The sequence below is a fragment of the Micromonospora sp. WMMD723 genome (assembly GCF_049863385.1).
GTDB lineage: Bacteria > Actinomycetota > Actinomycetes > Mycobacteriales > Micromonosporaceae > Micromonospora > Micromonospora wenchangensis.
This window is the reverse complement of the sequence record NZ_JBMKNR010000001.1, coordinates 1,596,875-1,620,371: the sequence shown is the minus strand read 5'-3', so window position 1 is coordinate 1,620,371 and position 23,497 is coordinate 1,596,875. Positions and strand designations below refer to the sequence as shown.

21 protein-coding genes, 2 tRNA genes and 1 other RNA gene are annotated in these 23,497 nt (G+C 72.4%); 14 read left to right on the top strand and 10 right to left on the bottom strand.

Annotation, left to right across the window (positions count from 1 at the left end; genetic code table 11):
* Positions 1 to 23: 23 nt before the first annotated feature.
* Positions 24 to 2,969 (bottom strand): glycosyl hydrolase, encoded by a 2,946-nt coding sequence (locus ACN261_RS07405; protein ID WP_425849108.1) that lies wholly within the window; start codon positions 2,967 to 2,969, stop codon positions 24 to 26.
* 160 nt (positions 2,970 to 3,129) lie between these two features.
* Positions 3,130 to 3,900, bottom strand: coding sequence for a M23 family metallopeptidase (locus tag ACN261_RS07400; RefSeq protein ID WP_421484561.1), 771 nt, complete (start codon positions 3,898 to 3,900; stop codon positions 3,130 to 3,132).
* 143 nt (positions 3,901 to 4,043) lie between these two features.
* Here ACN261_RS07400 and ACN261_RS07395 point away from each other — a divergent pair, with 143 nt between their 5' ends.
* From ACN261_RS07395 to ACN261_RS07380, 4 genes are all read left to right on the top strand, one after another.
* Complete coding sequence (locus ACN261_RS07395; RefSeq protein ID WP_421484560.1) at positions 4,044 to 4,406, top strand: hypothetical protein; 363 nt, start codon at positions 4,044 to 4,046, stop codon at positions 4,404 to 4,406.
* 73 nt (positions 4,407 to 4,479) lie between these two features.
* On the top strand, positions 4,480 to 4,647 hold the full coding sequence (locus ACN261_RS07390; protein WP_204926980.1) for a hypothetical protein: 168 nt from the start codon (positions 4,480 to 4,482) through the stop codon (positions 4,645 to 4,647).
* A 115-nt stretch (positions 4,648 to 4,762) separates the two neighbouring features.
* Positions 4,763 to 5,296 (top strand): tRNA adenosine deaminase-associated protein, encoded by a 534-nt coding sequence (locus ACN261_RS07385; RefSeq protein ID WP_421484559.1) that lies wholly within the window; start codon positions 4,763 to 4,765, stop codon positions 5,294 to 5,296.
* A 301-nt stretch (positions 5,297 to 5,597) separates the two neighbouring features.
* Positions 5,598 to 6,053: a nucleoside deaminase gene (locus tag ACN261_RS07380; RefSeq protein ID WP_421486946.1), complete on the top strand. Its 456-nt coding sequence runs from the start codon at positions 5,598 to 5,600 to the stop codon at positions 6,051 to 6,053.
* Positions 6,054 to 6,190: 137 nt separating this feature from the next.
* On the opposite strand, the gene deoD is transcribed toward ACN261_RS07380, so the two are convergent.
* Positions 6,191 to 6,901, bottom strand: a complete 711-nt coding sequence (gene deoD / locus ACN261_RS07375; protein ID WP_421484558.1) for a purine-nucleoside phosphorylase — start codon at positions 6,899 to 6,901, stop codon at positions 6,191 to 6,193.
* 75 nt (positions 6,902 to 6,976) lie between these two features.
* Here deoD and ACN261_RS07370 point away from each other — a divergent pair.
* Positions 6,977 to 7,063: transfer RNA gene (locus ACN261_RS07370), tRNA-Ser, on the top strand.
* 165 nt (positions 7,064 to 7,228) lie between these two features.
* Here ACN261_RS07370 and ACN261_RS07365 read toward each other — a convergent pair.
* The 4 genes from ACN261_RS07365 to ACN261_RS07350 form a co-directional block, all read right to left on the bottom strand.
* Positions 7,229 to 9,859, bottom strand: coding sequence for a hypothetical protein (locus ACN261_RS07365; RefSeq protein ID WP_425849103.1), 2,631 nt, complete (start codon positions 9,857 to 9,859; stop codon positions 7,229 to 7,231).
* Between the two features lie 103 nt (positions 9,860 to 9,962).
* Positions 9,963 to 10,457 carry a hypothetical protein gene (locus tag ACN261_RS07360; RefSeq protein ID WP_421486945.1) on the bottom strand — a complete coding sequence of 165 codons (495 nt, stop codon included), beginning with the start codon at positions 10,455 to 10,457 and terminating at the stop codon, positions 9,963 to 9,965.
* Between the two features lie 32 nt (positions 10,458 to 10,489).
* On the bottom strand, positions 10,490 to 11,104 hold the full coding sequence (locus ACN261_RS07355) for a hypothetical protein (RefSeq protein ID WP_421484556.1): 615 nt from the start codon (positions 11,102 to 11,104) through the stop codon (positions 10,490 to 10,492).
* 142 nt (positions 11,105 to 11,246) lie between these two features.
* A complete protein-coding gene (locus tag ACN261_RS07350; RefSeq protein ID WP_088646531.1) occupies positions 11,247 to 11,453 on the bottom strand; it encodes a helix-turn-helix transcriptional regulator in 207 nt (68 codons plus the stop codon).
* A 156-nt stretch (positions 11,454 to 11,609) separates the two neighbouring features.
* Here ACN261_RS07350 and ACN261_RS07345 point away from each other — a divergent pair, with 156 nt between their 5' ends.
* Positions 11,610 to 11,858: a flavin reductase gene (locus tag ACN261_RS07345; protein WP_357767541.1), complete on the top strand. Its 249-nt coding sequence runs from the start codon at positions 11,610 to 11,612 to the stop codon at positions 11,856 to 11,858.
* Positions 11,859 to 11,991: 133 nt separating this feature from the next.
* Here ACN261_RS07345 and ACN261_RS07340 read toward each other — a convergent pair whose 3' ends face one another.
* Together ACN261_RS07340 and ACN261_RS07335 are read right to left on the bottom strand one after the other, a co-directional pair.
* Positions 11,992 to 12,687, bottom strand: a complete 696-nt coding sequence (locus tag ACN261_RS07340; RefSeq protein WP_425849101.1) for an alpha/beta hydrolase — start codon at positions 12,685 to 12,687, stop codon at positions 11,992 to 11,994.
* Positions 12,688 to 12,899: 212 nt separating this feature from the next.
* Positions 12,900 to 12,984: transfer RNA gene (locus tag ACN261_RS07335), tRNA-Ser, on the bottom strand.
* Positions 12,985 to 13,066: 82 nt separating this feature from the next.
* Between ACN261_RS07335 and ffs the strand changes: the two genes are divergently transcribed.
* From ffs to recR, 4 genes are all read left to right on the top strand, one after another.
* Positions 13,067 to 13,156: signal recognition particle sRNA small type (gene ffs, locus ACN261_RS07330), an RNA gene on the top strand.
* 107 nt (positions 13,157 to 13,263) lie between these two features.
* Positions 13,264 to 16,032, top strand: coding sequence for a DNA polymerase III subunit gamma and tau (locus ACN261_RS07325; RefSeq protein ID WP_425849099.1), 2,769 nt, complete (start codon positions 13,264 to 13,266; stop codon positions 16,030 to 16,032).
* Between the two features lie 110 nt (positions 16,033 to 16,142).
* Positions 16,143 to 16,451, top strand: coding sequence for a YbaB/EbfC family nucleoid-associated protein (locus ACN261_RS07320; RefSeq protein ID WP_067309858.1), 309 nt, complete (start codon positions 16,143 to 16,145; stop codon positions 16,449 to 16,451).
* Between the two features lie 7 nt (positions 16,452 to 16,458).
* Complete coding sequence (gene recR, locus ACN261_RS07315) at positions 16,459 to 17,052, top strand: recombination mediator RecR (protein WP_088647762.1); 594 nt, start codon at positions 16,459 to 16,461, stop codon at positions 17,050 to 17,052.
* Positions 17,053 to 17,134: 82 nt separating this feature from the next.
* On the opposite strand, the gene ACN261_RS07310 is transcribed toward recR, so the two are convergent.
* Positions 17,135 to 17,725 carry a hypothetical protein gene (locus ACN261_RS07310; RefSeq protein WP_425853570.1) on the bottom strand — a complete coding sequence of 197 codons (591 nt, stop codon included), beginning with the start codon at positions 17,723 to 17,725 and terminating at the stop codon, positions 17,135 to 17,137.
* Between the two features lie 772 nt (positions 17,726 to 18,497).
* Between ACN261_RS07310 and ACN261_RS07305 the strand changes: the two genes are divergently transcribed.
* The 4 genes from ACN261_RS07305 to ACN261_RS07290 all read left to right on the top strand — a co-directional run bounded on the left by ACN261_RS07305 (position 18,498) and on the right by ACN261_RS07290 (position 23,480).
* Positions 18,498 to 20,177, top strand: coding sequence for an ABC transporter substrate-binding protein (locus ACN261_RS07305; protein ID WP_421484536.1), 1,680 nt, complete (start codon positions 18,498 to 18,500; stop codon positions 20,175 to 20,177).
* Between the two features lie 99 nt (positions 20,178 to 20,276).
* Positions 20,277 to 21,284, top strand: a complete 1,008-nt coding sequence (locus ACN261_RS07300) for an ABC transporter permease (RefSeq protein ID WP_421484535.1) — start codon at positions 20,277 to 20,279, stop codon at positions 21,282 to 21,284.
* Entirely contained in the window at positions 21,281 to 22,387 is a 1,107-nt protein-coding gene (locus ACN261_RS07295) for an ABC transporter permease (RefSeq protein ID WP_425849095.1), read from the top strand. The genes ACN261_RS07300 and ACN261_RS07295 overlap by 4 nt, the downstream gene beginning before the upstream one ends.
* 106 nt (positions 22,388 to 22,493) lie before the next feature.
* Complete coding sequence (locus ACN261_RS07290; protein ID WP_088643795.1) at positions 22,494 to 23,480, top strand: ABC transporter ATP-binding protein; 987 nt, start codon at positions 22,494 to 22,496, stop codon at positions 23,478 to 23,480.
* Positions 23,481 to 23,497 lie beyond the last annotated feature (17 nt).

Below are 23,497 nucleotides of genomic sequence, written 5' to 3'. Positions count from 1 at the left end.
GAGGTGTACGCGGGGGAGGCGGATCAGGAGTACGGCAGCTTCACCACCGACTGGTTGCCGGTGCCGAGAGTGGACGGGTTGACGCCGATCGCCGACCAGACCTCCACCCTGACCGTGCCGCCGGAGAGGTTGCCCAGCGTGCCGGTGGCCGAGTGCAGGCCGGCGTTCTGCGTGTAGTGCTCGTAGCCGGGCACCGGGTCGGTGGCGAAGTACCGGTAGGTCTCCACCCGGTCGAAGGTGCCGTCCCCGGTCAGGTCGTAGGAGACCCGGGCCTGCACCCCGTTGCCGACCGACTGGCCGGCGTCGAGGAACAGGTCGAACCCGGTCTGTCCCCCGGTGTAGGCGAGGTTGAGCCGGGTCGCGGTGAACACCACCGGGTTGCTGGGGGTGCCGTCGTGGTTCGCGCCCCCGGAGCCGGGGACGGTGGTCGTCGCCGCGCTGCCGGCGGAACCGAGCCCGCCACCGGGCAGCAGGAACCGGGTCGGCGAACCGGCCGGCGGGGTGGTCGGCGGCGGGGTCGGGCTGGTCGGGGTCGGCGACGGCCCGGTCGGCGTCGGGGTGGGGGTGGGCGACGTCGTCGGGGAGGTGGTCGGCGTCGGGCTCGGGTTGGTGCCGCCGGCCGCGTTGCCGCCGCTCCAGGTGTACGCCCCGGTCGTGGCGGTCTTCCCGGCGGCCACGGTGAGACTGGTCCCGTCGGAGAACCGTACGGTCAGCGGCGCGGCGGTGATGTTGCTGGCCACGTAGGTGCGCGCGCCGTTGCGGCTGAACACGGCGGCCAGCGGGTGGCTGGCGGTGACCGTGGTGTCGACCTGGCCGAGCGCGGCGAGGTTGCGGACCCAGTGGAAGGTGTGCGCCCGGCTCTCGCCCTCCTCCGGGGTGTATCCCGGGTTGGCGCGCAGCTTGGCCAGCGCCGCGTCCGGGTCACCGAGGGCGAGGAACTGCCAGTGGATGTCCTGCCACACGGTGGGTTCGCCGCCGTTGTTGCGGACGAGTTCGGCGTAGTTGGCCCGGTTGTAGGCCGGCCGGTAGCCGAGGTAGAGGTGGCCGCCGGTGACGGGGAGCATGTTGATGCCCTGGATCATCTCCGGCTCGGCGCTGAACCAGGTCGCGTACGCCCCGCCGTCGCCCCAGACCATGCCGACGGTGGAGTGCCCGAACGCCTGCGGGTAGTTCTCGTCGTCGACGTCGAACCAGTACTCACCGATGGCGGCGGCCTGGGTGGTGTAGATGAACACGCCCGCGTCCCGGACGGCGGTGTTGCCGGTGGCCTGACCCCACTGGATCAGGGCGTTGGCGAAGTTCATCCCCTCCGACGACGACTCCTGGTTGTTGCCGGCGTTGAACGAGCCGTGCCCGGAGGCCCAGTCGTGCCCGGCGTAGATGTCGAAGTCGCGCAGGTAGGGGAAGCGGGTGTCGGAGCGCTGGTAGTTGTTGGCGTCCCGGATGAGCAGGTCGACCATGCCGCCGTACTGGCCCTGCGCGGCCCACGCCGGGTCGAACTTGGCGAGCGTCGCCGCCGCCGCGATGAAGTACCCGTAGTGGAAGTGGTGGTCGTTGAGTTCCTGGTCGGAGCCGTACGACGCCGGGTAGCCGATCAGGGTGCCCCAGTTGCGGTCGTAGTAGAAGACCTTCGCGGCCTTGCCGGGGGTGGCGGTGAACCAGTCGGTCAGGGTGCCGCGGATGGCGGCCAGCGCCGCGTTGCGGGTCTCGGTGTCACCGACCTGGTCGGCGATCTCGGCGATCCGGGCGGCCCGGCCGAGGCCCTTGCCGGTCCAGTAGGTGTCGGTGCCGCGCTGGTCCATCGGGTTGCCCCGGACAGCGGCGAGCTGCTCCCTGAGCTGGGCCAGGTCGGCGCCGGAGCCGGTGGCCACGGCGGGCACCTCGGGCAGCACCCCGTGGAACTTCATCGCGGTGCGGAAGGAGGCCACCCCGGTCAGCACCTTCATCCGGCCGCGCGCCGACGGGTAGGTCTGGGTGAGCGGGGTGCTGCCGGCGAGCGACTTCCACTGGTGCGGGTAGAGGCTCACCACGGTCTGCGTGGCGGTGCCCTCCCGGGCGGTGGTGGTGAACGAGTACGTGGTGGTCACCGTGCTGGTCGCCGGGTCGTAGGTGTAGCCGACCCGGGTGCCGGTGACGTGTGCGTGGGCGTACCGGCCGTAGCTCGTGGCGAGCGAGGCGCGGGCGGTGGCGTCGGTGGTGGGCGGCAGCAGGGCGATCGAGAAGTAGCCCTTGCCGGCCAGGCCGGAGGTGATCCGTCCGTTGGCGACGGTCCAGGTCGCGCCGGTCGGGGCGTACCCGACGTAGTCGTGGCCCCGGACGGTGAAGCCGATGGTGCCGCCGCTGTTGGACCAGACGGTGGCCGCGCCGCCGGTCGGGTTGATCTGGGCGTCGCCGCCGCTGGCCTGGAAGTAGGCGAACGGCAGCCCGTGGCCGATGGTGGCGCGCAGGGTCCGCGCCCCGTCACTCCAGTACGGGCTGACCGTCCAGTCCGTCCAGTCGTCGACCTTCACCACCGGTGCGCCGAGCGCGGCCACGCCGACCCGGATGTCCTCGGTGTAGGTGTACTTGAACTCGCCCACCCCGGTCGCGGTGCCGCTGACGGTGGCGGTCGACGGTGCCGAGAAGCCGAGCCCGTCGCCGAACGGCTGGTAGGACAGCGGGTGGGCGTGCAGCGGCTCGCTGTAGGAGCAGTTCGTCTTCTTCCACAGCAGCGACGACCACCAGTCGTTGGTGGGCACCGGCCCGGCGGGGGCGTTCGCGGTGGCGTACTGGCGGGGGTTGGTGGACAGCGCGCCGCAGCCGGCGGGCAGCGGGCCGACCGGGTCGGTGGTGTAGCTGCCGGCGCCGACGGTGGCCGCCTCGGCGGGGGCGTCGGCGGTGGTGAGGGTGAGGCCGCCGACGAGGACGGTCAGGGCGGTGGTGGCGGCGAGCACCCAGGGGGCGCGGCGGCGGGGGACGGGAGGTGTCATCGTGCCTCCTCCGCGCGGGGCGGGTGGGCCAACTGCGCGCGGTTCGTCGGAATTCGAGGGTTTGATGGTATGAGAGAGCGCTCTCTCTGCACCGGACGTTAACCGACGAGTAATACCTACGTCAATGCGTACGGCCGCTGACGACGCCGCCGACCCCCGGTCAGCCTGCGCCGGAGGAGCCGCGCGGCGCGCGCGGGCAGCCGTGCTCCCGCTCCCAGGCGGTCACCGCCGCCACCGGCGACCGGTTGCCCTTCTTGCGCCACGAGTCCAGGTACTTCGCCGGCCACACCACGCCCCGCCGGATCCACCAGTCGTCGTGCCCGGTGCACTTCGGCGACAACCCGAAGTGCAGGTGACAGACGTTGTTCGCGTTCCCCGTGCGGCCCACCTCACCGAGCCGCTGCCCGGAGCGCACCCGGACCCCGGCCTCGATCCCCGGGGCGACCACGCTCAGGTGCGAGCCGTAGTACCGCACCCCGTCGTCGCCCAGCAACGACACCGACAGGCCGCCGTTGTACGGCCCCAACGGCCCCTTCTTGTCGAACCGGTCCACCCGGCTCACCTCCAGGACCGTCCCGTCGGTGACCGCCACCACCGGCTCGCCACAGTCGGCGAAGATGTCGGTGCCCGGGTACCCCGAGTGCGTCGGGTGGTAGTCGACGTTGTCCGCCCGTACCGGGAAGACCCGGCGCAGGGCCGCCGCGTCCGGCGTGGCCGACGGCGTCACGGTCGGAGCCGGACTGCCCGACGGGCTGCCGGCCGGGGCCGTCGGGGTCGCCGGCTGGTCGCCCGTCGCCACCGTCGACGGGCCGTCCCAGACCGGGCCCGCGACCGGCTCGTCCGTGCCGCACCCCGCCAGCACCGCCGCCACGAGCAGCAGCACGGGGTACGCCGCACGGGTGCGCCGTGGGTCGGGACGCAGCAGGGACATTCGGACATTCTGACAGACCGCTACCGTGGAGGTCGCACCGCCAGCGGCATCCGGCCGACGACGGCCCCCGGAACGGCCCGCCGACCGGTCCCGGCCGACGACGGTGCGACGGGTTCCGGCCGGCCGGAGGGGGAGCAGTGACCATGACCGACCACCAGCCCGGACGCGTCCCGTACGCCGCCTCGGGGCTCTTCCCCGCCGGTCCGCCCCGCCGGCCGACGTGGCGGGAACCACACCCCGTCACCGGCGCGGCGGTGGCCGCAGGCGGTGCCCTCGCCGCCGCCTGGCTGGTGCTCTTCGGGTTGCTCGGTCACGACGTCGGCAGCTACGCCTGGTGGACGGTGATCGCCGGCGCGCTCGCCTGGCTCGTCGCGTTCGCCCTGGTTCGCTACGGCGACCGGGGGGCCGGTACGGGTGTGGCCATCGTCACCGCCGGTGGCTGGAGCATCGCGTTCGCGGTGGTCGTGGTGCGGTGGGCGGTCAGCGCGGACTGGCCGATGTGGTGACGCTGCGTCGTCGCGCGGCTTCGTTTGCCGCACCATCTTGACGTACCCGCTGTGACTGAGGACGCTCTTCGGTATGGCCTGGAACACCCCGCGGCTCGACTCCGAGCGGAGCCGTCGCCGCCTCCAGATTCTCGCCGAGTTGGCGGGCGCCCGCTCGGTACGCCAGCGGGAACGGCCGCAGCGGGAACGCACCGAGCGGCTGCGTCAGCTCATCGCGACCCGTCGCCGCGTCGCCGGCTGACGAACTTTCCCCGGATTGCCGGCCCTTCGGGGCGTTGAGCGGTCGGCTGCCGACCCGACCGGTTAACGTGCACGCGTAACGAGTCGGCTGTGCCGAGGTCTTTTTTGGGGGAACCATGTCGTACTTCGCTGCGGCCGTGGTGCGCGACGAGGGCGGCTGGAACGCCGCCGAGGTGAACCTACGCGGGGCCACCGACATCGACGAGGTCGCCGACCGGCTGCGTGACGTCGAACCCGATGCCGACGTGTCGCTGCTCTTCGTCGAGGCCGACGACGCGTACCTGGTGGTGCTGCGCCTCGACGAGGGGGAGGACCTGCGGGTCTTCGGCTCCGACTCGGCGTACGCCGAGGAGTCCCGGCTGGGCGCGCTGCTCGTCGGCGACCTCAAGACGTCGGTCACCGGCCTCGACGACGTCGACGAGCCGCCGTCGGCCACCACCGGTGGGGGCGACGAGGACAGCGAGCAGCCGGCCGTCGACCCGGAGGCCGACCCGGTCGGCGACGCCGACCTCCTCGCCGACCTGGGCATCTCGGCCCAGCGCCTGCTCAAGCTCTGCGCCCACGAGGGCATGCTCCCCGCCGACGTGACCGCCGAGGTGTGCCAGGTGCTCGGCTGCGCCGACGAGGTCGAAGAGTTGCGTGAGGTCTGACCCTCCGCACGTCGGCGACGCCACGGCGGGGTCGCCCGGTGCTGGCGGTGGCCCGGCGTTGCCTGGTGCTGGCGGTGGCCCGGCGTTGCCTGGTGCTGGCGGTGGCCCGGCGTTGCCTGGTGCTGGCGGTGGCCCGGCGTTGCCTGGTGCCGCCGGGCCGGTCGACGCCACCGATCCCGCCCTGGGCACCGTACGGCCGGGGCAGCCGACGCCCGGCGCGGCCGGCCGGGCCGGTCCGGGGGCGACCGAGGGACTGGCCGCGCCGGATCCCGCCGGTCGCCGGCAGCGGCACGAACGGTGGATGCGCCGCGCCCTGGAGATCGCCGTGACCGGCCCGGACCTGCCCGCCGGTCGCGACGATGCCGGGGCGACGGTCGACGACGTGCCGGTGGGGGCGGTGGTCTACGGCCCGGACGGCACCGAACTGGCCGTCGGCCGCAACGAACGGGAACTGACCGGGGACCCGACCGCCCACGCCGAGGTGCTGGCGTTACGCCGGGCCGCCGCACGGTCGGGCCGGTGGCGGCTGGACGACTGCACCCTGGTGGTCACCCTGGAGCCGTGCACGATGTGCGCGGGCGCGCTGGTGCTGGCCCGGATCTCGACTGTCGTCTTCGGCGCGTGGGAGCCCAAGACCGGTGCCGCCGGCTCGCTCTGGGACGTCCTGCGCGACCGCCGGCTCAACCACCGCCCCGAGGTGTACGCCGGGGTCCTGGAGACGGAGAACGCCGCCGTCCTGCGCGCCTTCTTCCGCTGACCCCGGGCCGGGCCGACGGGGCCGGCGGGTCGGGTTGGGGTTGGGGCGACGGAGCCGATGTTGCGGTATCGCCGGGGTGGGACACCGCAACATCGGCCCCGTCGAGCCGTCGAGCCGTCGAGCCGTCGAGCCGGCGGTCAGGAGGCGGCGACGGTGTCCAGGGCGATCTCGACCATCTGGCCGAAGGTCTGCTCACGCTCCTGCGCGGTGGTCTTCGCGCCGGTCTTGATGTGGTCGCTGACCGTCAGCAGGGTCAGGGCGCGGGCCTTGAACCGGGCGGCGATCGTGTAGAGCGCGGCCGACTCCATCTCCACCGCCAGCACCCCGTAGTCGGCGAGGGTGTCGTACAGGTCGGGCCGGTCGGTGTAGAAGGCGTCGGCGGCGAGGATCGGGCCGACGTGCATGGTGATGCCCCGCCGCTCGGCCACCTCGACCGAGGTACGCAGCAACCCGAAGTCGGCCACCGGGGCGTAGTCGATCAGCCCGTCGAAGCGCATCCGGTTCATGTTCGAGTCGGTCGACGACCCGATCGCCGCGATCACGTCCCGCAGTTGCAGGTCCTCGGTGAGCGCGCCGCAGGAGCCGACCCGGACCAGCGTCTTCACGCCGTACTCGTTGATCAGCTCGTGCGCGTAGATGGACGCGGACGGCATGCCCATGCCGGAGCCCTGGACGGAGACGTCCACGCCGTTCCACCGCCCGGTGAAGCCCAGCATGCCCCGCACCGTCGAGTAGCAGGTGGCGTCCTCGAGGTAGGTCTCCGCGATCCACTTGGCCCGCAGCGGGTCGCCCGGCATCAGGACCCGCTCGGCGATCTCGCCCGGCTTCGCGCCGATGTGCGTACTCATGGCAAAGATCCTGCCAGGCCGGCCCGGGGGATACCGGTGCGGCATCCGAACCGGTGTTCCTGTACCCTCGTCGGCGGTGGCGTGTCCGAGTGGCCTAAGGAGCACGCCTCGAAAGCGTGTGAGGGTTTACGCCCTCCGCGGGTTCAAATCCCGCCGCCACCGCTCGTGAACAGCGAGAACGCCCGGTCGATCCGCGAGGATCGCACCGGGCGTTCCGCTTGTGGTCCCAGTTCCGGTCTCGGTTGCCGAGGGCTCCCCGGCCGATGCCTGGGACCGGTGCGCCGGGCGGTGGTGGGCCGGCCGGAGCACGCCGGCCCACCAGGCACGTCATCCCGCAGGGGTGTGGCTGACCCGGTAGGTGGCGGTGAGGGCGTCCGACTCCAGCAGCACGGTGACCGGGCCGTCCGGCAGCGCGCAGGTGATCGTCCGCCCCACCGAGTAGCCGCTCGGGCCGCAGTACCGGATGCCCCGGCTGTCGAAGACCGACAGGCGGGCGTCACCGGCACCGGCGGTCCGGGTCCAGGTGAAACTCTCCCGGGCGGTGTGCCGGCCGGCCGGCACCGAGAGGCAGACCGCGAACCGGTCCGCACCGGTGGTCACCGTGGACCCCGCCGCGTCGTCGGCCAGCACCGGGCAGGCCGGCGGGCCGTCCACCCGGGCGATCCCGAGGGTGTACGAGGTGGTCGGGTAGCCGTCGTCGGCGTTCAGCAGCACCGAGTGCGGTCCCGGACCGGTCAGTTCGCAGGCGTACTGGCGCAGTGAGTAGGAGTCGCACACCTCGTCGCCGGCCGCGTCGACCACCGTCATCTCCGGCGTGGTCGCCTCCGTCGCGTCCCCCGGCAGCAGCCCGACGACCCGGGCCCCGGCGGGGCTGGGCAGACGCAGGCAGTGGTACTCCGCGGGGGCCCGGAAGGTGCCCCGGTGCGGCGCGTCCCGCCAACCCGTGTCGGAAGCGGTCGGGCAGCCGGTGACCTGCCAGGGCAGCAGCGCGAAGGCGTGCTCGACGTCGTTGTCGAGCACCGTGCGGGTCATGCTGCCGTCCAGGACCAGGGTGTACCTCCCCGCCGTGGGCACCTCGCAGGAGATGCCGGTGCAGAGCTTGTGCCCGGTGCTGTCGTAGACGTTGCCGTACCGCCGGTAGTTGTCGGAGGTCATCGCCTTGACCCGGTAGGTGCCGGCGGCGGGCAGGTCGAGGATGCGGCAGCGGATGCCGCCCAGCGCCCCGGCGGGCGCGGCCTGGTAGCTGCCGGGCGTGATCGTCGGGCAGCCGGCCGGATCGGAGAGCCGGCGCACCTGCAACCGGTACGTCAGGTCGGTGCTGTCGGCCTCCCACCAGGTCAGATGCGTGATCACCCGGTACGTGCCGGTGGCCGGCAGCACGCAGCCGTCCTCGTCGGACGGCTCCGTGCAGATCGCCGTGCCGGTGGCGTCGACGAGCCAGGAGCGGGCGTCGTTGTACCGGTCCGGCGCGACGTAGGTGACCACGCGTTGGCCGGCCGTACCGGTGAACGGCTGGCAGTTGGTCTGCACCTGCGAGGTCTGGTGCAGCCGGAGGGCGGACTGGTCCCAGGAGGTGCCGGTGACCGGGTCACAGCCGTCGGTGCTGTCGAGGCGGGTCACCGCCACCTGATAGGTGATCTCGGTGCCGAAGTCGTTCCGGTTGAGCATCAGCAGCGTGTACGACCCGGCGGCCGGGACCACGCAGCCCCGGTCGGGGTCGTACTCGGAGCAGACCTGGTCGCCGGCCGCGTCGTACAACGTCCAGGAGAGGTACTGGTCGTGGTACTGGTTGAGCCGGACCAGCAGCCGGCCGGCGGCAGGGGCGGTCACCGCGTGGCAGGCCACCTCCTCCTGCTCGTTCACCGTTCCGCTGCCCACGGCCGTACCGGGATCACCGAACGGGGCCAGCGGCACGGCCGGGCAGCCGACCGGGTGCGACAGCCGGGGCATCCGCAGGGTGTACGCGCTCGCGGTCCCGTACTGCTCCCGCAGGAAGATCCGGTAGGGGCCGGGCCGGTCCAGGCTGCACCGGTCGACGTACCGCACCTCGCACAACGGCTGGTAGTCGGCGTCGAGGACCTGTCCCAGCACGTCGGCCGCCCCACCCGGGTCGTACGTGCGCAGCACCGAGTGCACCGGCTGGTCGAAGCGGAAGCAGTGGGCCGCCGTGCCGGCGGCCAGCGTGCCGGTGATCCCGGGGGAGGTGAAGGAGAAGAACGACTCGGGCAGTTCCCGGCAGGTCGACGGCGTCCGGGTGGACTCGACGGCGAGGGTGTAGTTGCCGCTGCCAGTGGGGTGCGGCAGCTTCACGGTGATGGTGTAGGTGCCGGCCGGGCCGAGCTGGCACCTGTCCGAGTCGATGCCGAACCAGCAGACGTGCGCGCCGCTGGCATCGGTGACCCAGCCCTGGGTGTGGTCGCCGCTGCCCCGGGTGAGCTGGGTGACCAGGATGTCCTGGTCGGCGGAGGTGGTGACCGTCCAGCGGTGCTGCTGTGCGTCGACGATCGACGCGCACGTCACGACCGTGCCCAGCGGCAGGGCCCCGCCGCAGGTACCACGCCCGGGGCGGGGCACCCTCGGTGGCGCGGTGCGGGAGTAGGTGCGTACCGGCGGCTCGGTCGCCTTCGTCGCCAGCTTTCCGGCCGCTGCCGGGGTCCCCACCGTCGGCGCGGTCGGTGCCGCCCCGGGTCGCTGCGGTGCCGCCTGCGGTCCGGACGACGCGGCCTGCGGCGCGACCCGGACCGACGCGGCGGGCCCGGATGCCGACGCGGCGGGCGCGGGGGCCGGCGTCGGTGCCGCCGACCGTGAACCGGTCGCGACGTCGCCGCCCGCCGGGCCGGCCGCCAGGGACGCCGCCGGTCCGATCAGGACGGTCGCGGCGATGGTGGCGCTGATCGCCACCCACCGCGCGCGGGTGCCCCGTCGGCGGTACGGGCGTGTGGACAGGAACGTTCTCACCATGACTCCCCCGTGAGTGGCCGCGCCGCTGCGCGGGCGAGCCGATGATTCCACGGTGGTCGATCATGGGCCATCGGATGGTCGGTTGGTCCGCCACGCCGGCTCAGCAGGGGCCGTGCCCCTCCTCGAACAGGCGGCGGGCCCAGTCGGCGTACCCGGCGATGATCTGGCGGACGGCGGTGCCGTCGTGCAGGAAGAGGTAACCCCGGTCGCCGTCGCGGGTGAGCAGCCCGTCGAACCGGTACGTCCGCTGTGGAGCGTGCAGCCGGACCGCCGACGGGTAGCGGGTCAGCACCTCCCGGACGGGGGTGCCGACGGTGATCCCCTCCGGGGTGCTCATCGGGTCGTCGAGCCAGAGCAGCACCAGCCGGCCGTCGACGAAGATCGGGCTGGCCGTGCCGTGCCCGACCAGCGTCGTACCGCAGGTGTCGGCGTCGGTGTGCAGCACCCCGCGCCGGGTCAGCTCGGCCTCGGTGTCGCCGAACGCGGCCCCGGCCACGCCGTGCAACCCGACCACCTGGCTGACCCCGATCGGTCGTGCCGGAACCCCTGGCCCGGACGGATGGCTGCCGCTGCCCGCAGCCGTGGCAGCCAGGATCAACGCCGCAAGAACGGCAAATTGTCGTAATTTCATGGAATCCCCCAGTCCCCAACGGGACCGGGGCGCGCAGGTTGCTGGTCGGCCGCGAATTCCTGCTCTTCCCACTCCTCGGCCAGCTCGTCCCAGTAATCGGCGGTCAGGCCGCGCCGGCCGTGGGTCAGCCAGCCGTCCGTGTTCCGTTCCAGGTGCAGGCCCAGCTCGGCGAACGGGTCCAGCCACCGGCCGGGCTCCACGCCGAGCCGGGCCAGCGCCGCGTTGATCGGCCACTCCCCACGCGGCAGCGTGAAGGCCGAGTCGAAGCGGGGGCCCCAGCTCAACCGGCCGCCGAGCCAGACCGCCGACGCCTGGTGGCCGATCCCGCCGGCGAACTCCGCCTCCAGGTACGCCACCGGACCCCGCCGCGACCAGCGGTCCAGCAACCCGCCCAGGGCCGGTGAGAAGACCAGCTCGAACGGCTGCTCGGCGGTCGGCTCCTCGGGATGGTAGTCAGGCAGTGCGCCGGTCAGCTCCTCGACCAGTTGCGGGGTCACCGGCAGCAGCGCGAAATCCTGCCGCAGCGCGGCCAGCACCGCGTGATCAAGGTCGGCGGTCTGCTCACGGAGCAGCTCGACATCCGCGACCACCGCGCTGAGCTGGTAACTCATCCGATCCCCCCGGCCGTCCACACCCTGTGGATAGCACATGTGTACGACGGGCTCGGGGCCGCCGCGAGTGCCCGCACCGTACCGGGGTTCGCGGTGGGAGGCATGCCGGTGTTGGTGCTGCCCTGCCCGACGGGCCGGGCGGCTACTCGTCGTCTTCCGCAGGTGGCCGGGGCGGGCGGTGGTGGCGTGCCCACTCGTCCACCTCGTCCGCGTCCCAGACCGTGGTGCCGATCAGGCGGGCGAGTGGTTCGGGGAAGCCGGGCCGGCGGGTGATCTGTAGGACCCGTTGCCGCGACACGTTGAACAGGGCGGCCAGTTCGCCCGGTCCGTACAAGCGCGGTCGCTTCACCGTTCGACCGTAAGCACGGCATTGGCTTGACTATCGCTCCTTGCTGATTGACAAGGGCATGTCAGGTGCGGTGAGGTAGAGATGGCCTCCGGCCCGGTGGAGGAGCTTCCCGGCGGGTCGGGGTGCCGTGAAGTTCGGACCCACCTCGGAGGCGACATGCAGAGACACGCGCCGCTCAGACCTCTCTGGATCTGCACCGCCGATGCGCTGCCCTGGCCCTGCGGGAGGGCTCGGCTCGACCTGGTCGCCGAGTACGCGGGGGAGCGGGTCAACCTCGCGGTCGACCTTGCCGAGTTGTTCCGCGAGGCAATGGCCGATCTCACCCGGATCTGCCCCGAGCCGCCCGACCCGATCGGCACGTACCAGCGTTTCCTGGGCTGGGTGAAGACGACCCCCAGGGCCTGACCCCTCCTGGCCGCCCTGTCCTGGCACAGCTTCGGGAGGCGACGAAAGGTTGGCTCCGGATCAGGGCCGGCCCTCGCATTGGTGCTGCTCAGACGAGCGGAGGATGAACGGTATGCGTCCCGCGCATACGTAGTCAGTCGTGTTCGGCGGCGATCTCTTGCAGCAGCCCGGCGAGCAGCTCCGGATGGGAGAGCATCGGATGGTGCCCGGTCGGCATCTCTACCGTCCGCCCCGCCCTGGCCGCCTGGGCGCGCTGCACCTCCGGCGGGGTGGCCCGGTCCCCGGTGCAGACCACCGCCGTCGACGGGGTCGACCGCCAGCCCGCGTACCGGGCAGGGGTGGTGAGCACGGCGGCGTCCTGCCGGACCAGCCGGGTTGTGGCGCCCTCCACCGCCGCCGGGTCACAGTCGTGCAGGAACAGCGACGGGACCAGTTCGGGCCGGGCCGCGAACGTGCCGTCGGGAAAGAACTCCAGGTGGGGCGCGGGTCCGGCGGGCCCGAGATCGGCCAGCGATTCACCCACGTCGGGCAGGAACGAGCTGACGTAGACGAGGTGCCGGACGTCCCCGGCGTCTGCCGCCGCAGTGGCTACCATCCCGCCGTAGGAATGGGCGACGAGGATCGTCGGCCCGCCGTCGCGCAGGACCCGACGGGTCTCCTCGACGTCGTCGTCCACCCCCGCCGGCCGGCGCGCGTCCGGCAGTTCGCCGCAGCTCGGTAGCCGTACCGCGACGCTCGCCGTTCCGCCGGCCGCGAGCAGCGCGTCGACCCGGGACCACCACCACGCCCCGTCGCGTACGCACGCCCCGTGCACGAAGACGATCCGCATCGCTGCCTCCCCACCGGGCGGCACCCCACCACCCCACCTGCGCCGACCCTAGAGACCGGGGCGGGGTGCGGTACGCCCCTTCTGCCACGGGCATAGCGCAGCGGGACCGGGCGCTAAGGGCGGACGCGGACGCTCGGCCGTGCATCGCAGGAAACGACGAAGGGTCGGCTCCTGATCGGGGCCGACCCTCGCGTTGGTACTGCTCAGGCGAGCGGAGGATACGAGATTCGAACTCGTGAGGGTTTTATCCCAACACGCTTTCCAAGCGTGCGCCCTAGGCCTCTAGGCGAATCCTCCGCGAGCCAGGATACAGGTCCCCGGCGGCCGGGCCACCCCACCACCCCCCGAAGATCCACCCGGGGTCGGGTAGGGTGGGCGGTACCTCCCGTGCGGCGGTATCTCGTGAACCTCCCCAGGGCCGGAAGGCAGCAAGGATAAGCGAGCTCTGCCGGGTGCACGGGAGGCCTTTTTGTCTCCGCCCACCGGTACCGTACCTGCGGGTCGGGTCCCGGGGTGGTGGGTGGTCACCCGCGCCCGACCGGCGCAGAATGGCTCGGTCGAGAGGAGGCGGGACGAGTGACGCTGGCGCTCTACCGCAAGTACCGGCCGCGTACCTTCGCCGAGGTCATCGGCCAGGAGCACGTCACCGAGCCGTTGTCGCAGGCGCTGCGCAGCGGTCGGCTCAACCACGCCTACCTGTTCTCCGGCCCCCGGGGCTGCGGCAAGACCTCCAGCGCCCGCATCCTGGCCCGCTCGCTCAACTGCGAGCAGGGCCCCACCCCCGAGCCGTGCGGGCAGTGCGACTCCTGCCGGTCGCTGGCCGTCGACGGCTCCGGCTCGATCGACGTCATCGAGATCGACGCGGCCAGCCACGGTGGCGTCGACGACGCCCGTGAGCTGCGGGAGAAGGCGTTCTTCGCGCCGGCCCAGAGCCGCTTCAAGATCTACGTCATCGACGAGGCCCACATGGTCTCGTCGGCCGGCTTCAACGCCCTGCTCAAGCTGGTCGAGGAGCCCCCGGAGTACGTCAAGTTCATCTTCGCCACCACCGAGCCGGAGAAGGTCCTCGGCACGATCAGGTCGCGGACCCACCACTACCCGTTCCGGCTGATTCCGCCGAAGGTGCTCCGGCCGTACCTGGAGCAGCTCACCCAGGCCGAGGGGGTGACCGTCGACCCGGCGGTCTTCCCGCTGGTGGTGCGCGCCGGTGGCGGCAGCGCCCGGGACAGCCTCTCCGTGCTCGACCAGCTCATCGCGGGTGCCGGCCCGGAGGGGGTCAGCTATCCCCGGGCCGCCGCGCTGCTCGGTGTCACCGACTCCGCGCTGATCGACGAGATGTGCGACGCGCTGGCCGCCGGGGACGGCGCGGCGGCGTACGCGACCGTCGACCGGGTGGCCGAGGCCGGTCACGATCCGCGCCGGTTCGCCTCCGACCTGTTGGAACGGCTGCGCGACCTGATCGTGCTCCAGCAGGTGCCGGACGCCGCCGGCAAGGGCCTGATCGACGGCCCGGCCGACCAGATCGAGCGGATGGCCGCCCAGGCGCAGCGGCTCGGCCCGGCGACCCTGTCCCGCTGCGCCGACATCGTGCACAACGGCCTGGTCGACATGCGCGGCACCACCGCTCCCCGGCTGCTGCTGGAGCTGATCTGCGCCCGGATGCTGCTGCCCGGCGTCGACGACTCCACCGGTGGCCTGCTCCAGCGTCTGGAACGGATGGAGCGCCGGCTCACCCTGGGTGCCGTCGACCTGCCGCCGGCCGCCGCCGGCTCCGCGTCTCCGCCCGCCCCCACCGAGGTACGCCCCCAGCCCGCCCAGGCCGTCGCCGACACCCCGCCGGAGTCCGGAGCCCCCACCGGGGTGGCCGCCGCGCGGGCTGCCGCTGCCGGTGCCCGCCCCGGATCGCCTTCAGCGGCCCCTGCCGCGCCGCCGTCGGGTGGCGCACCGGTCGCCGACGCCGCTCCCGTACGCCGTCCGGTGCCGCCGTCGGCGGTGCTGCCCGATCCGGCGACGCCCGAGCCGCCCCGACCGGGCAGCGACCCGGTGGGTGCGCTCGACGCGGTGGCGGTCCGGCGGGCGTGGCCGGAGGTGGTCGGCAAGGTCAACCGGACGAACAAGCGGATCGCCGCCCTGATGCGGGACGCCGTGGTCCGGGACCTCGACGGGGACACGCTGGTGGTGACCGTGAAGTCGGTGGTGCTGGCCAAGATGATGGCCGACCACGCCCGGGTGCTCACCGACGCGCTCTACGAGGAGTTGGGCGGTCGCTGGCAGATCCGCTGCGAGGTGGCCGGTGAGCGGGGCGGGGTGACCCCCGGTGGTCCGTCCCGGCCGGCCCGCCCGTCCGCGCCTCCCGCCGACTCCCCGCCCGGCCCGTCCGACGGTAGTGTCACCCCCCAGCCGGCCCGTCCGTCCGCCGGCCCGGACGCCGGTCCCGGTCCATCCGGCGCGGCCGGCGGCCCGGCGGCCCGGCCCGACGCTTCCCCGCCCACCGGCGGGACCAGCGCACACGGCGGGACCAGCGCACACGGCGGGACCAACGTGGCCGGGGTGCCGGATGCTGCCGGTACCGGCCGCGCGAACGGCGCCGGTGCGGTGGACGGTTCCGGTGCGGGCGGTGCGACCGCCGTGGCGGTGCGGGACGGCGACCTACAGGCGCCGGGCGGCGGGACCAGCCCGGCCGACGACGACTGGCCCGAGCCGGCCCGTCCCGGTGGCGAGGACGGTTGGCCGGAGGCTGCCCGCCCCGGCGGGGCCGGTAGCGCGGGCGATGCCGGCGACTGGCCCGAGGCGGCCCGTCCGGGCGGCGCGGTGGCCACGGCGACGATGGCCGGCGGTTCGGCGCAGGCAACGGGCGCGCAGGCCGGGCCCGGCACGGCGGGGGCATCCGGAGCACGGGCGGTGGCACCGGCGGCTGCGCGTGCCGGCGGGACGGCGACTGCCGTACCCAGGCCGGCGGGGCAGACGACGGCCCCGGCGCAGACCGGTGCGACCGCCCCCGGCGCGGCCCCGGTGAGCAGCGCGATCGCGGCGGCGCGGGCGGCTGCGGCGGCGGCAGCGGCCGGCACCGCCAAGGGGCCACGGTCCGCCCAGCCGGCGCGCCGGACGGCGGACGCCGACTGGGCCGGTGAGCCGCCGTACGACCCGGACTACGACGGGCCGGGGCGTGCCGGTGGACGTTCACAGCCGGCGGCCCCGGCCTACGAGGGCTTCGACCCGGGTGACGAACCGCTGGACGAGGTGATCGACGAGCGGACCGCCCGGCAGTCCAGCGAGGAGCAGGCGGTGCAGTTGCTCCGGGAGGCGTTCGGGGCCGAGAAGATCGACGAGGTGGACGCGCGCTGACCCGCCGTCGCCCGGACCGGAGACCACCGGCCGTGCCCGACTAGGCTGGGCGCGGCCGAGCAGACGAGTGCGAGAAGGAGCCATCCGTGCGCCCAGGTGGACAGCCGAACATGCAGCAGATGCTGAAGCAGGCGCAGAAGATGCAGCAGCAGATCGCCAAGGCGCAGGCCGAGCTGGCCGAGGCCGAGCTGACCGGCACCGCCGGCGGAGGTCTGGTCACCGCGACCGTGTCCGGCTCCGGCGAGATCAAGAGCATCAGGATCGACCCGAAGGCGGTCGACCCGGAGGACGTCGAGACCCTGGAGGACCTGGTCGTCGCGGCCCTGCACAACGCCGCCGAGGCGGCCAAGGAGCTGACCGACCAGAAGATGGGCCCGGTCGCCGGCGGCATGGGCGGCCTCGGCCTGCCCGGATTCTGACCCGCAGATGTACGAGGGTGCCATCCAGGACCTGATCGACGAGTTGGGGCGGCTGCCGGGCGTCGGCCCGAAGAGCGCCCAGCGGATCGCCTTCCACGTCCTGTCGGCGGACCCGGCCGACGTCACCCGGCTGGCCGGTGCGCTGCGCAAGGTCAAGGACCTGGTCCGGTTCTGCACCACCTGCTTCAACGTCGCCGAGTCGGAGCAGTGCCGGATCTGCCGCGACCCGCGCCGCACCGACGAGGTGATCTGCGTGGTCGAGGAACCCAAGGACGTGGTGGCGATCGAGCGGACCGGTGAGTTCCGGGGCCGCTACCACGTGCTCGGCGGGGCGATCAATCCGCTGGAGGGGATCGGCCCGGACAACCTGCGTATCCGCGAGCTGATGAGCCGGCTCAGCGCGGGGACGATCCGCGAGCTGATCCTCGCCACCGACCCGAACACCGAGGGCGAGGCAACGGCGACGTATCTGGCGCTGATGGTCAAGCCGATGGGTATCGCGGTCACCCGCCTGGCCAGCGGCCTGCCGGTCGGCGGCGACCTGGAGTACGCCGACGAGATCACCCTGGGTCGGGCCTTCGAGGGCCGCCGCGCGGTCTGACCCTCGCCGCCCCCTGGCCGGTGCAGACATGCCGATGGCCGGCACCCCGCGTGGGGGTGCCGGCCGTCGTGTCGTAGGGGGGTCAGCTGTTCCAGTGCTGGGCGACGAGGTCGGCGGCCTGCTGTTCCCACTGGGCGTAGTGGTCGGGGTAGGCGGAGACCTGGACGGTCTGGGCGGCCTTGGTCAGGGGCATGTCCTGCCAGCCGTCGACCTGCTTGAGGCCCTTGAGGAACGCCAGGGTGGCGTACTCGGGGTCGGTGATCTGCTCGACGGTGCCCCAGCCGCTGGAGGGGCGCTGCTGGAACAGGCCCTGCGAGTCGTGGTCGTTGCGGTCACCGAGGTGGCCGAGGTTCTCCAGCTTCGACTCCTGCAGGCTGGTCGCGATGGACACGACGGCGGCGCGTTCGTCCATGCCGGCCTTCTTGGTGGCGGCGATGATCGCCTTGGCGTTGCTGGTCTGCTCGTCGTTGAGGTCGATGCGGGACTGCTCGCCCTGCACGCCGTGCGGGATCAGCTTGGTGGTGTCCACGGTGGGCTTGTCGGCCTGGACGGCGGCGACGGGGCGGGTGTCGATGGTGGGGGTGTCGTGGTTGAGCGGGCCGGCGGCGATGCCTCCGGCGACGGCGAGACCGGCGATGCCGAGGACGCTCTTACGCAGGATGGCGGTGTTCATGATGGTGGTGTTCATGGGGTTGCTCCTTCGGGGGTAGACGCCCCGACCCGGCCCGTGGAGGGCTGGGTGTGCCCGTGGGGGACGGGCAGCGGAAGGGGGCGTGGGCACCACGTCGGGGGCGCTCATACGGGGGGAAAGTCTGAGGGGGTTCCCGGCCGGGGTGGTTGCCGCTCGTGCCGGGGTTCAGGTGTAACGACCGGGGGTCCGGGGCCATTCCCGCCGGGGGGGTGCGGGGTCGGCCGGGGTGCTGCCTGCTGCGGTCGTACCGGGGTGTAACGAGCGTCGGTGCCGGGTCATTCCGCCGGCGGCCGGGACGCCGGGTGGTCCGGGTGCTGCTGCGGTCGTACGCAGGGTGTAACGCCGGGGGCGGGGTGGGGATTCCGGCCCGGGGGTGCCGCCGGTCACGGGACGTTGGCCCCGAGACACGCACGGAGCGCCGGACCGGCGCGGAGCGTACCCCCGCAACCGGACGCGGGTGCGGACGGCGACCGTCGGGAGCCGCCTCGCGGGAGCCGGCGGGACGGGGCGTGACGGTGGGTGACCGGTGGTGGTGGCGCATTCGGATACCCGGGCGATTTCCGGACAAACCTGCGACCTGCCGCTGTGACAGTCCCGTTTGTCGGGAGATCCGGCGGTGTCAGACGGAGTGCTTGGTGTCGGCTTGGTAGCGATTGCCTAACGGCCGTTCCGCTTCGGTGTGTCGTGTCATAGCCTCCCGCTCACGGACCGAGCCATGGACCGGCGTTGTTCAGGCGGATGACAGAGGTGAGAGATGCAGGCGAGAAGGCTAAGGACGGCCGTGAGCCTCGTGGCCGTTGCAGCCCTGGCGGTCGGCGCGGCCGGCTGTGCGGAGAGTGACCGCGGCGATGACAACAGTGGCGAGGCCAAGACGGGCGGCACCTTCATCTTCGCCGGTGCCGGTGACCCGAAGAACTTCGACCCGATCTTCAACGACGACGGTGAGTCGTTCCGGCCGGTCCGGCAGATGTACGACACGCTGGTCCAGCACAAGCCGGGCACTGCCGACCTGGTGGGTGGCCTCGCCGAGAGCTGGGAGCACGACCCCGAGGGCAAGGTCTGGACCTTCAAGCTGCGCCAGGGCGTGAAGTTCCACGACGGCACCCCCTTCAACGCCGCCGCGGTCTGCTTCAACTTCGACCGCTGGTACAACATGAAGGGCGCCGCCGCCCAGTCGCAGATGATCTACTACCAGGACGTCTTCGGCGGGTTCGCCAAGAACGAGGCCGAGGGTGCCGGCGAGGCGCTCTACAACAAGTGTGAGGCCAAGGACGACGGCACCGCCGTGGTCACCCTCAACAAGTACAAGGGTGCGTTCCCGGGCGCGTTCGCGCTGACCGCGCTCTCGATCGCCAGCCCGGAGGCCCTCAAGAAGGGTGACGCCGACACGGTCAAGCAGAACGGCGACTCCTTCGAGTACAGCTCGTTCGCGACCACCACCCCGGTCGGCACCGGTCCGTTCACCTTCGGTGGCTGGGACAAGGCCAAGAACGAGATCACCCTGAACCGCAACCCCGACTACTGGGGCGAGAAGGCCAAGGTCGACAAGGTCATCATCAAGGTGATCAAGGACGAGAACACCCGTAAGCAGGAGCTGCGGGCCGGCACTGTCCAGGGCATCGACTTCCCGGCTCCGGCCGACCGCAAGGCGCTGTCCGGCGAGGGCTTCCAGGTCCTCGACCGCCCGGCGTTCAACATCCTCTACCTGGGCATCAACCAGAAGAACCCGAAGCTGAAGGACCTGCGGGTACGCCAGGCGATCGCCTACGCCCTCAACCGTCAGCAGCTCGTCCAGACCAAGGGCCCGGGTGGCACCAAGGTCGCCGACGAGTTCATGCCGGACACCGTGCTCGGTTACGCCCCGGACGTGCAGAAGTACGAGTACAACCCGGACAAGGCCAAGCAGCTGCTCAAGGAGGCCGGCGCCGAGGGGCTGACCCTCAACTTCTACTACCCGCCGGACGTCTCCCGGCCGTACATGCCGAACCCGCAGGAGATCTTCACCGTCCTGGCCAACGACCTGCAGGCCGTCGGCATCAAGGTCAACGGCGTGCCGCGTCCGTGGAACGGTGGCTTCAAGGACGACGTGCAGCAGTTCGGCAAGCAGGACCTGCACATCCTCGGCTGGACCGGTGACTACAACGACCCGGGCAACTTCGTCGGCACCTTCTTCGGCCGGGGCAAGGTCGAGTTCGGTGACCAGGCCATGACCGAGATGTTCGACGCGATCGCCAAGGCCGACGCCACCGTCGACGAGGCGGGCAAGAAGGCGGCCTGGGAGCAGGTCAACCGCGACATCGCCGCCAAGTGGCTGCCGGCCGTGCCGGTCTGGCACGCCCCGCCGGCCATCGTCGTCACCAAGGACGTGCAGGGGCTGGTCGCCAGCCCGCTGACCGACGAGCGCTTCAACACGGTCAGCGTCAGCAGCAAGTGACGTCCGTCGGCTGACGCCGTAGGCGTGCATCGGCCCGGGTCGGGAGCAAGTGCCGGCCCGGGCCGATGCCGCGAACATCGAGAGTCTGGTGTGTGAGAGATGTTGCGAGTCATAGTCCGCCGCCTGCTCCAACTGGTGGTGACGCTGATAGCGCTGTCCGCGCTGATCTTCGTCTGGTTGCGGAACCTGCCCGGCGGCCCGGTCGAGGCGCTGCTCGGCGAGCGGGCCACCCCGGAACGACGGGCGCTGCTGATCAAGGCGCTCGGCTACGACCAGCCGATCCTCGTGCAGTACGGCAAGTTCATGCAGCGGGTCCTCACGGGGGACCTGGGCAACTCGATCCGTTCCGGTGACCCGGTCACCGACGTCATCGCCCGCGCCTTCCCGGCCACGATCGAACTGGCCATCGCCGCCATGATCATCGCGGTGGGGCTGGGGGTGCCGCTGGGCTATCTCGCCGCCCGCTACCGGGGCCGACTCCTCGACAACCTGACGATCGCCGGCACCCTGCTCGGCATCTCGATCCCCATCTTCTTCCTGGGCTACCTGCTCAAGGACGTGCTCACCCAGGACATCCACTGGTTCCCGCCGTCCGGGCGGATCAGCACCGGGATGGACAACACCTCGGTGACCGGGTTCTACGTCCTGGACGGCCTGCTCACCCGGGAGTTCGACGCCAGCGCCGACGCGCTCTGGCACCTGATCCTGCCGGCGGTCACGCTGGCCACGATCCCGCTGGCGGTGATCGTCCGGATCACCCGGGCCAGCGTGCTCGACGTGCTCAACGAGGACTACGTACGGACCGCCGAGGCGAAGGGCCTGCGGCACCGCACCATCCGGGGCCGGCACATCCTGCGCAACGCCCTGCTGCCGGTGGTGACCACCATCGGCCTGCAGACGGGCGCGCTGCTCTCCGGCGCGGTGCTCACCGAGAAGGTCTACAACTGGGGCGGGCTCGGCACCCTGATCACCGACTCGATCAGCGGCGGCCGGGACTACCCGGTGCTCCAGGCGATCATCCTGCTCGCCGCGCTGGTCTTCGTGCTGGTCAACCTGCTGGTCGACCTCTCCTACGCCTTCATCGACCCGAGGGTGCGTGTGCGATGACCGACCCGACCACCCGCCCCGGCGTGGGCAAGCCCCGCACCGGCGACACCCCCACCGGCCAGCCCGGCGAGGGTCCGGCCGCCGCCGGGCAGGCCGGCCAGTCCGGCGACACCCCCACCGGCCAGTCCGGCGACAGCCCGGCGCAGCGGCGGGAGCGCAGCCTCGGCCGGCTCGGCGACCGCAAGCGGGCCCGGCTCGACGAGTTGGCGCGGGCCACCGCCGACCCGGGCGGGGTCAGCCTCTACCGGGACGCGCTGCGCCGGCTGCGTCGTAACCCGGTGGCCATCGTCGGCGCCGTCATCGTCGGGTTGTTCGTACTGGTGGCGCTCTTCGCCCCGTTGATCGCCCCGCACGACCCGGTGCAGCGCTTCGACGAGCTGACCCGGGACCTGACCGTGGACAGCATCCCCGGGGCCACCGCCGGGCACCCGTTCGGCTCGGACCCGCTCGGCCGGGACTTCCTCTCCCGGATGATCCACGGCAGCCGGCAGACCCTCTTCGTCGGCGTGCTCGCCACCCTGATCGGGCTCACCCTGGGCGTGCTGCTCGGCGCGATCGCCGGGGCCTTCGGCGGCTGGGTCGACGTGGTGCTGATGCGCCTCACCGACGTGATGCTGGCGCTGCCCAGCCTGCTGCTGGCGATCACCCTGGTCGCGATGGCCAGCCGGTCGAGCCAGTGGACGGTGATCTTCGCGGTGGCGATCGTCAGCGTGCCGATCTTCGCCCGGCTGCTGCGCGGCTCGATGCTCGCCCAGCGGGAGAGCGACCACGTCCTCGCCGCGCGGGCGCTGGGCGTGAAGGAACGCAACATCGTCCTGCGGCACATGCTGCCCAACTCGCTGACCGCGGTGATCGTGCAGGCCACGCTGACCTTCGCGGTGTCGATCCTCGACGCGGCGGCGCTGTCCTTCCTCGGCCTCGGTGACCCGGACATCAACCGGGCCGAGTGGGGGCTGATGCTCGGCGTCGACGGCCAGCGCTACTTCGAGGTCCGCCCCGAGCTGGCCTACTATCCGGCGCTCGCGATCATCGTGGTCGCGCTCGGCTTCACCCTGCTCGGTGAGGCGATGCGCGAGGCGATCGACCCGAAGAACCGGCGGTGACGGCGGTGCGGCGGGCCGGCGCGACCGGCCCCGGGCCGGGCGGGAGCCGGGTGGACCGGCGACCGCAGCCGGGAGCGAACGACCAGCACAGTGAGGATGTGACCCGATGAGCCTGCTCGACGTACGCGATCTGAGCGTGGTGTTCCAACGCCGGGGCGAGCGGCCGTTCACGGCGGTCGACCAGGTCAGCTTCACGGTGGAGCCGGGGCAGACGGTCGGCCTGGTCGGCGAGTCCGGCTGCGGCAAGAGCGTGACCAGCCTGGCCGTCATGGGTCTGCTGCCGAAGCGGGGCAACCGGGTCACCGGCGAGGTCCTGTTCGAAGGCACCGACCTGCTCAAGCTGCGCCCGGACGACCTGCGGGACCGCCGCGGCCGGGACATCGGCATGATCTTCCAGGACCCGCTGTCGTCGCTGAACCCGGTCATCCCGATCGGGGTGCAGGTCGCCGAGGTGCTGGAGCGGCACCGGGGGATGGACCGCCGCAAGGCCCTGCGGGAGGCACGCGAGCTGCTGGACGCGGTCGGCATCCCCGACCCGGACCGCCGGCTGACGGAGTTCCCGCACCAGATCTCCGGCGGTATGCGCCAGCGTGCCCTGATCGCCATCGCGCTGGCCTGCAAGCCCCGGTTGCTGATCGCGGACGAGCCGACCACCGCGCTGGACGTCACCATCCAGGCGCAGATCCTCACCCTGCTCAAGCAACTGGTCGACGAGACCGGTACCGCGCTCATCATGATCACTCACGATCTCGGGGTGGTGGCGGGGCTCTGCGACACGGTCAACGTGCTCTACGGCGGCAAGGTGGTGGAGCGGGCCGCCCGGCACGAGCTGTTCGCCAGGCCCCGGCACCCGTACACGCACGGGTTGCTCAACTCGGTGCCCCGGCTCGACTCGGTGCGGGGCGAGCGGCTGCACGCGATCCGTGGCTCGGTGGCCGACAACATCCCCTGGGTCGAGGGCTGCGCCTTCGCACCCCGGTGCGACAACGTGGTGGACGCCTGCCTGGACGGCCCGCCACCGTTGGAGCCCACCGCCTCCGGCGGCGACCTGCGGTGCAACAACCCCGTTTCGGAGGAGGTGGCGGTGCCGTGACCGAACGGACCGGAACC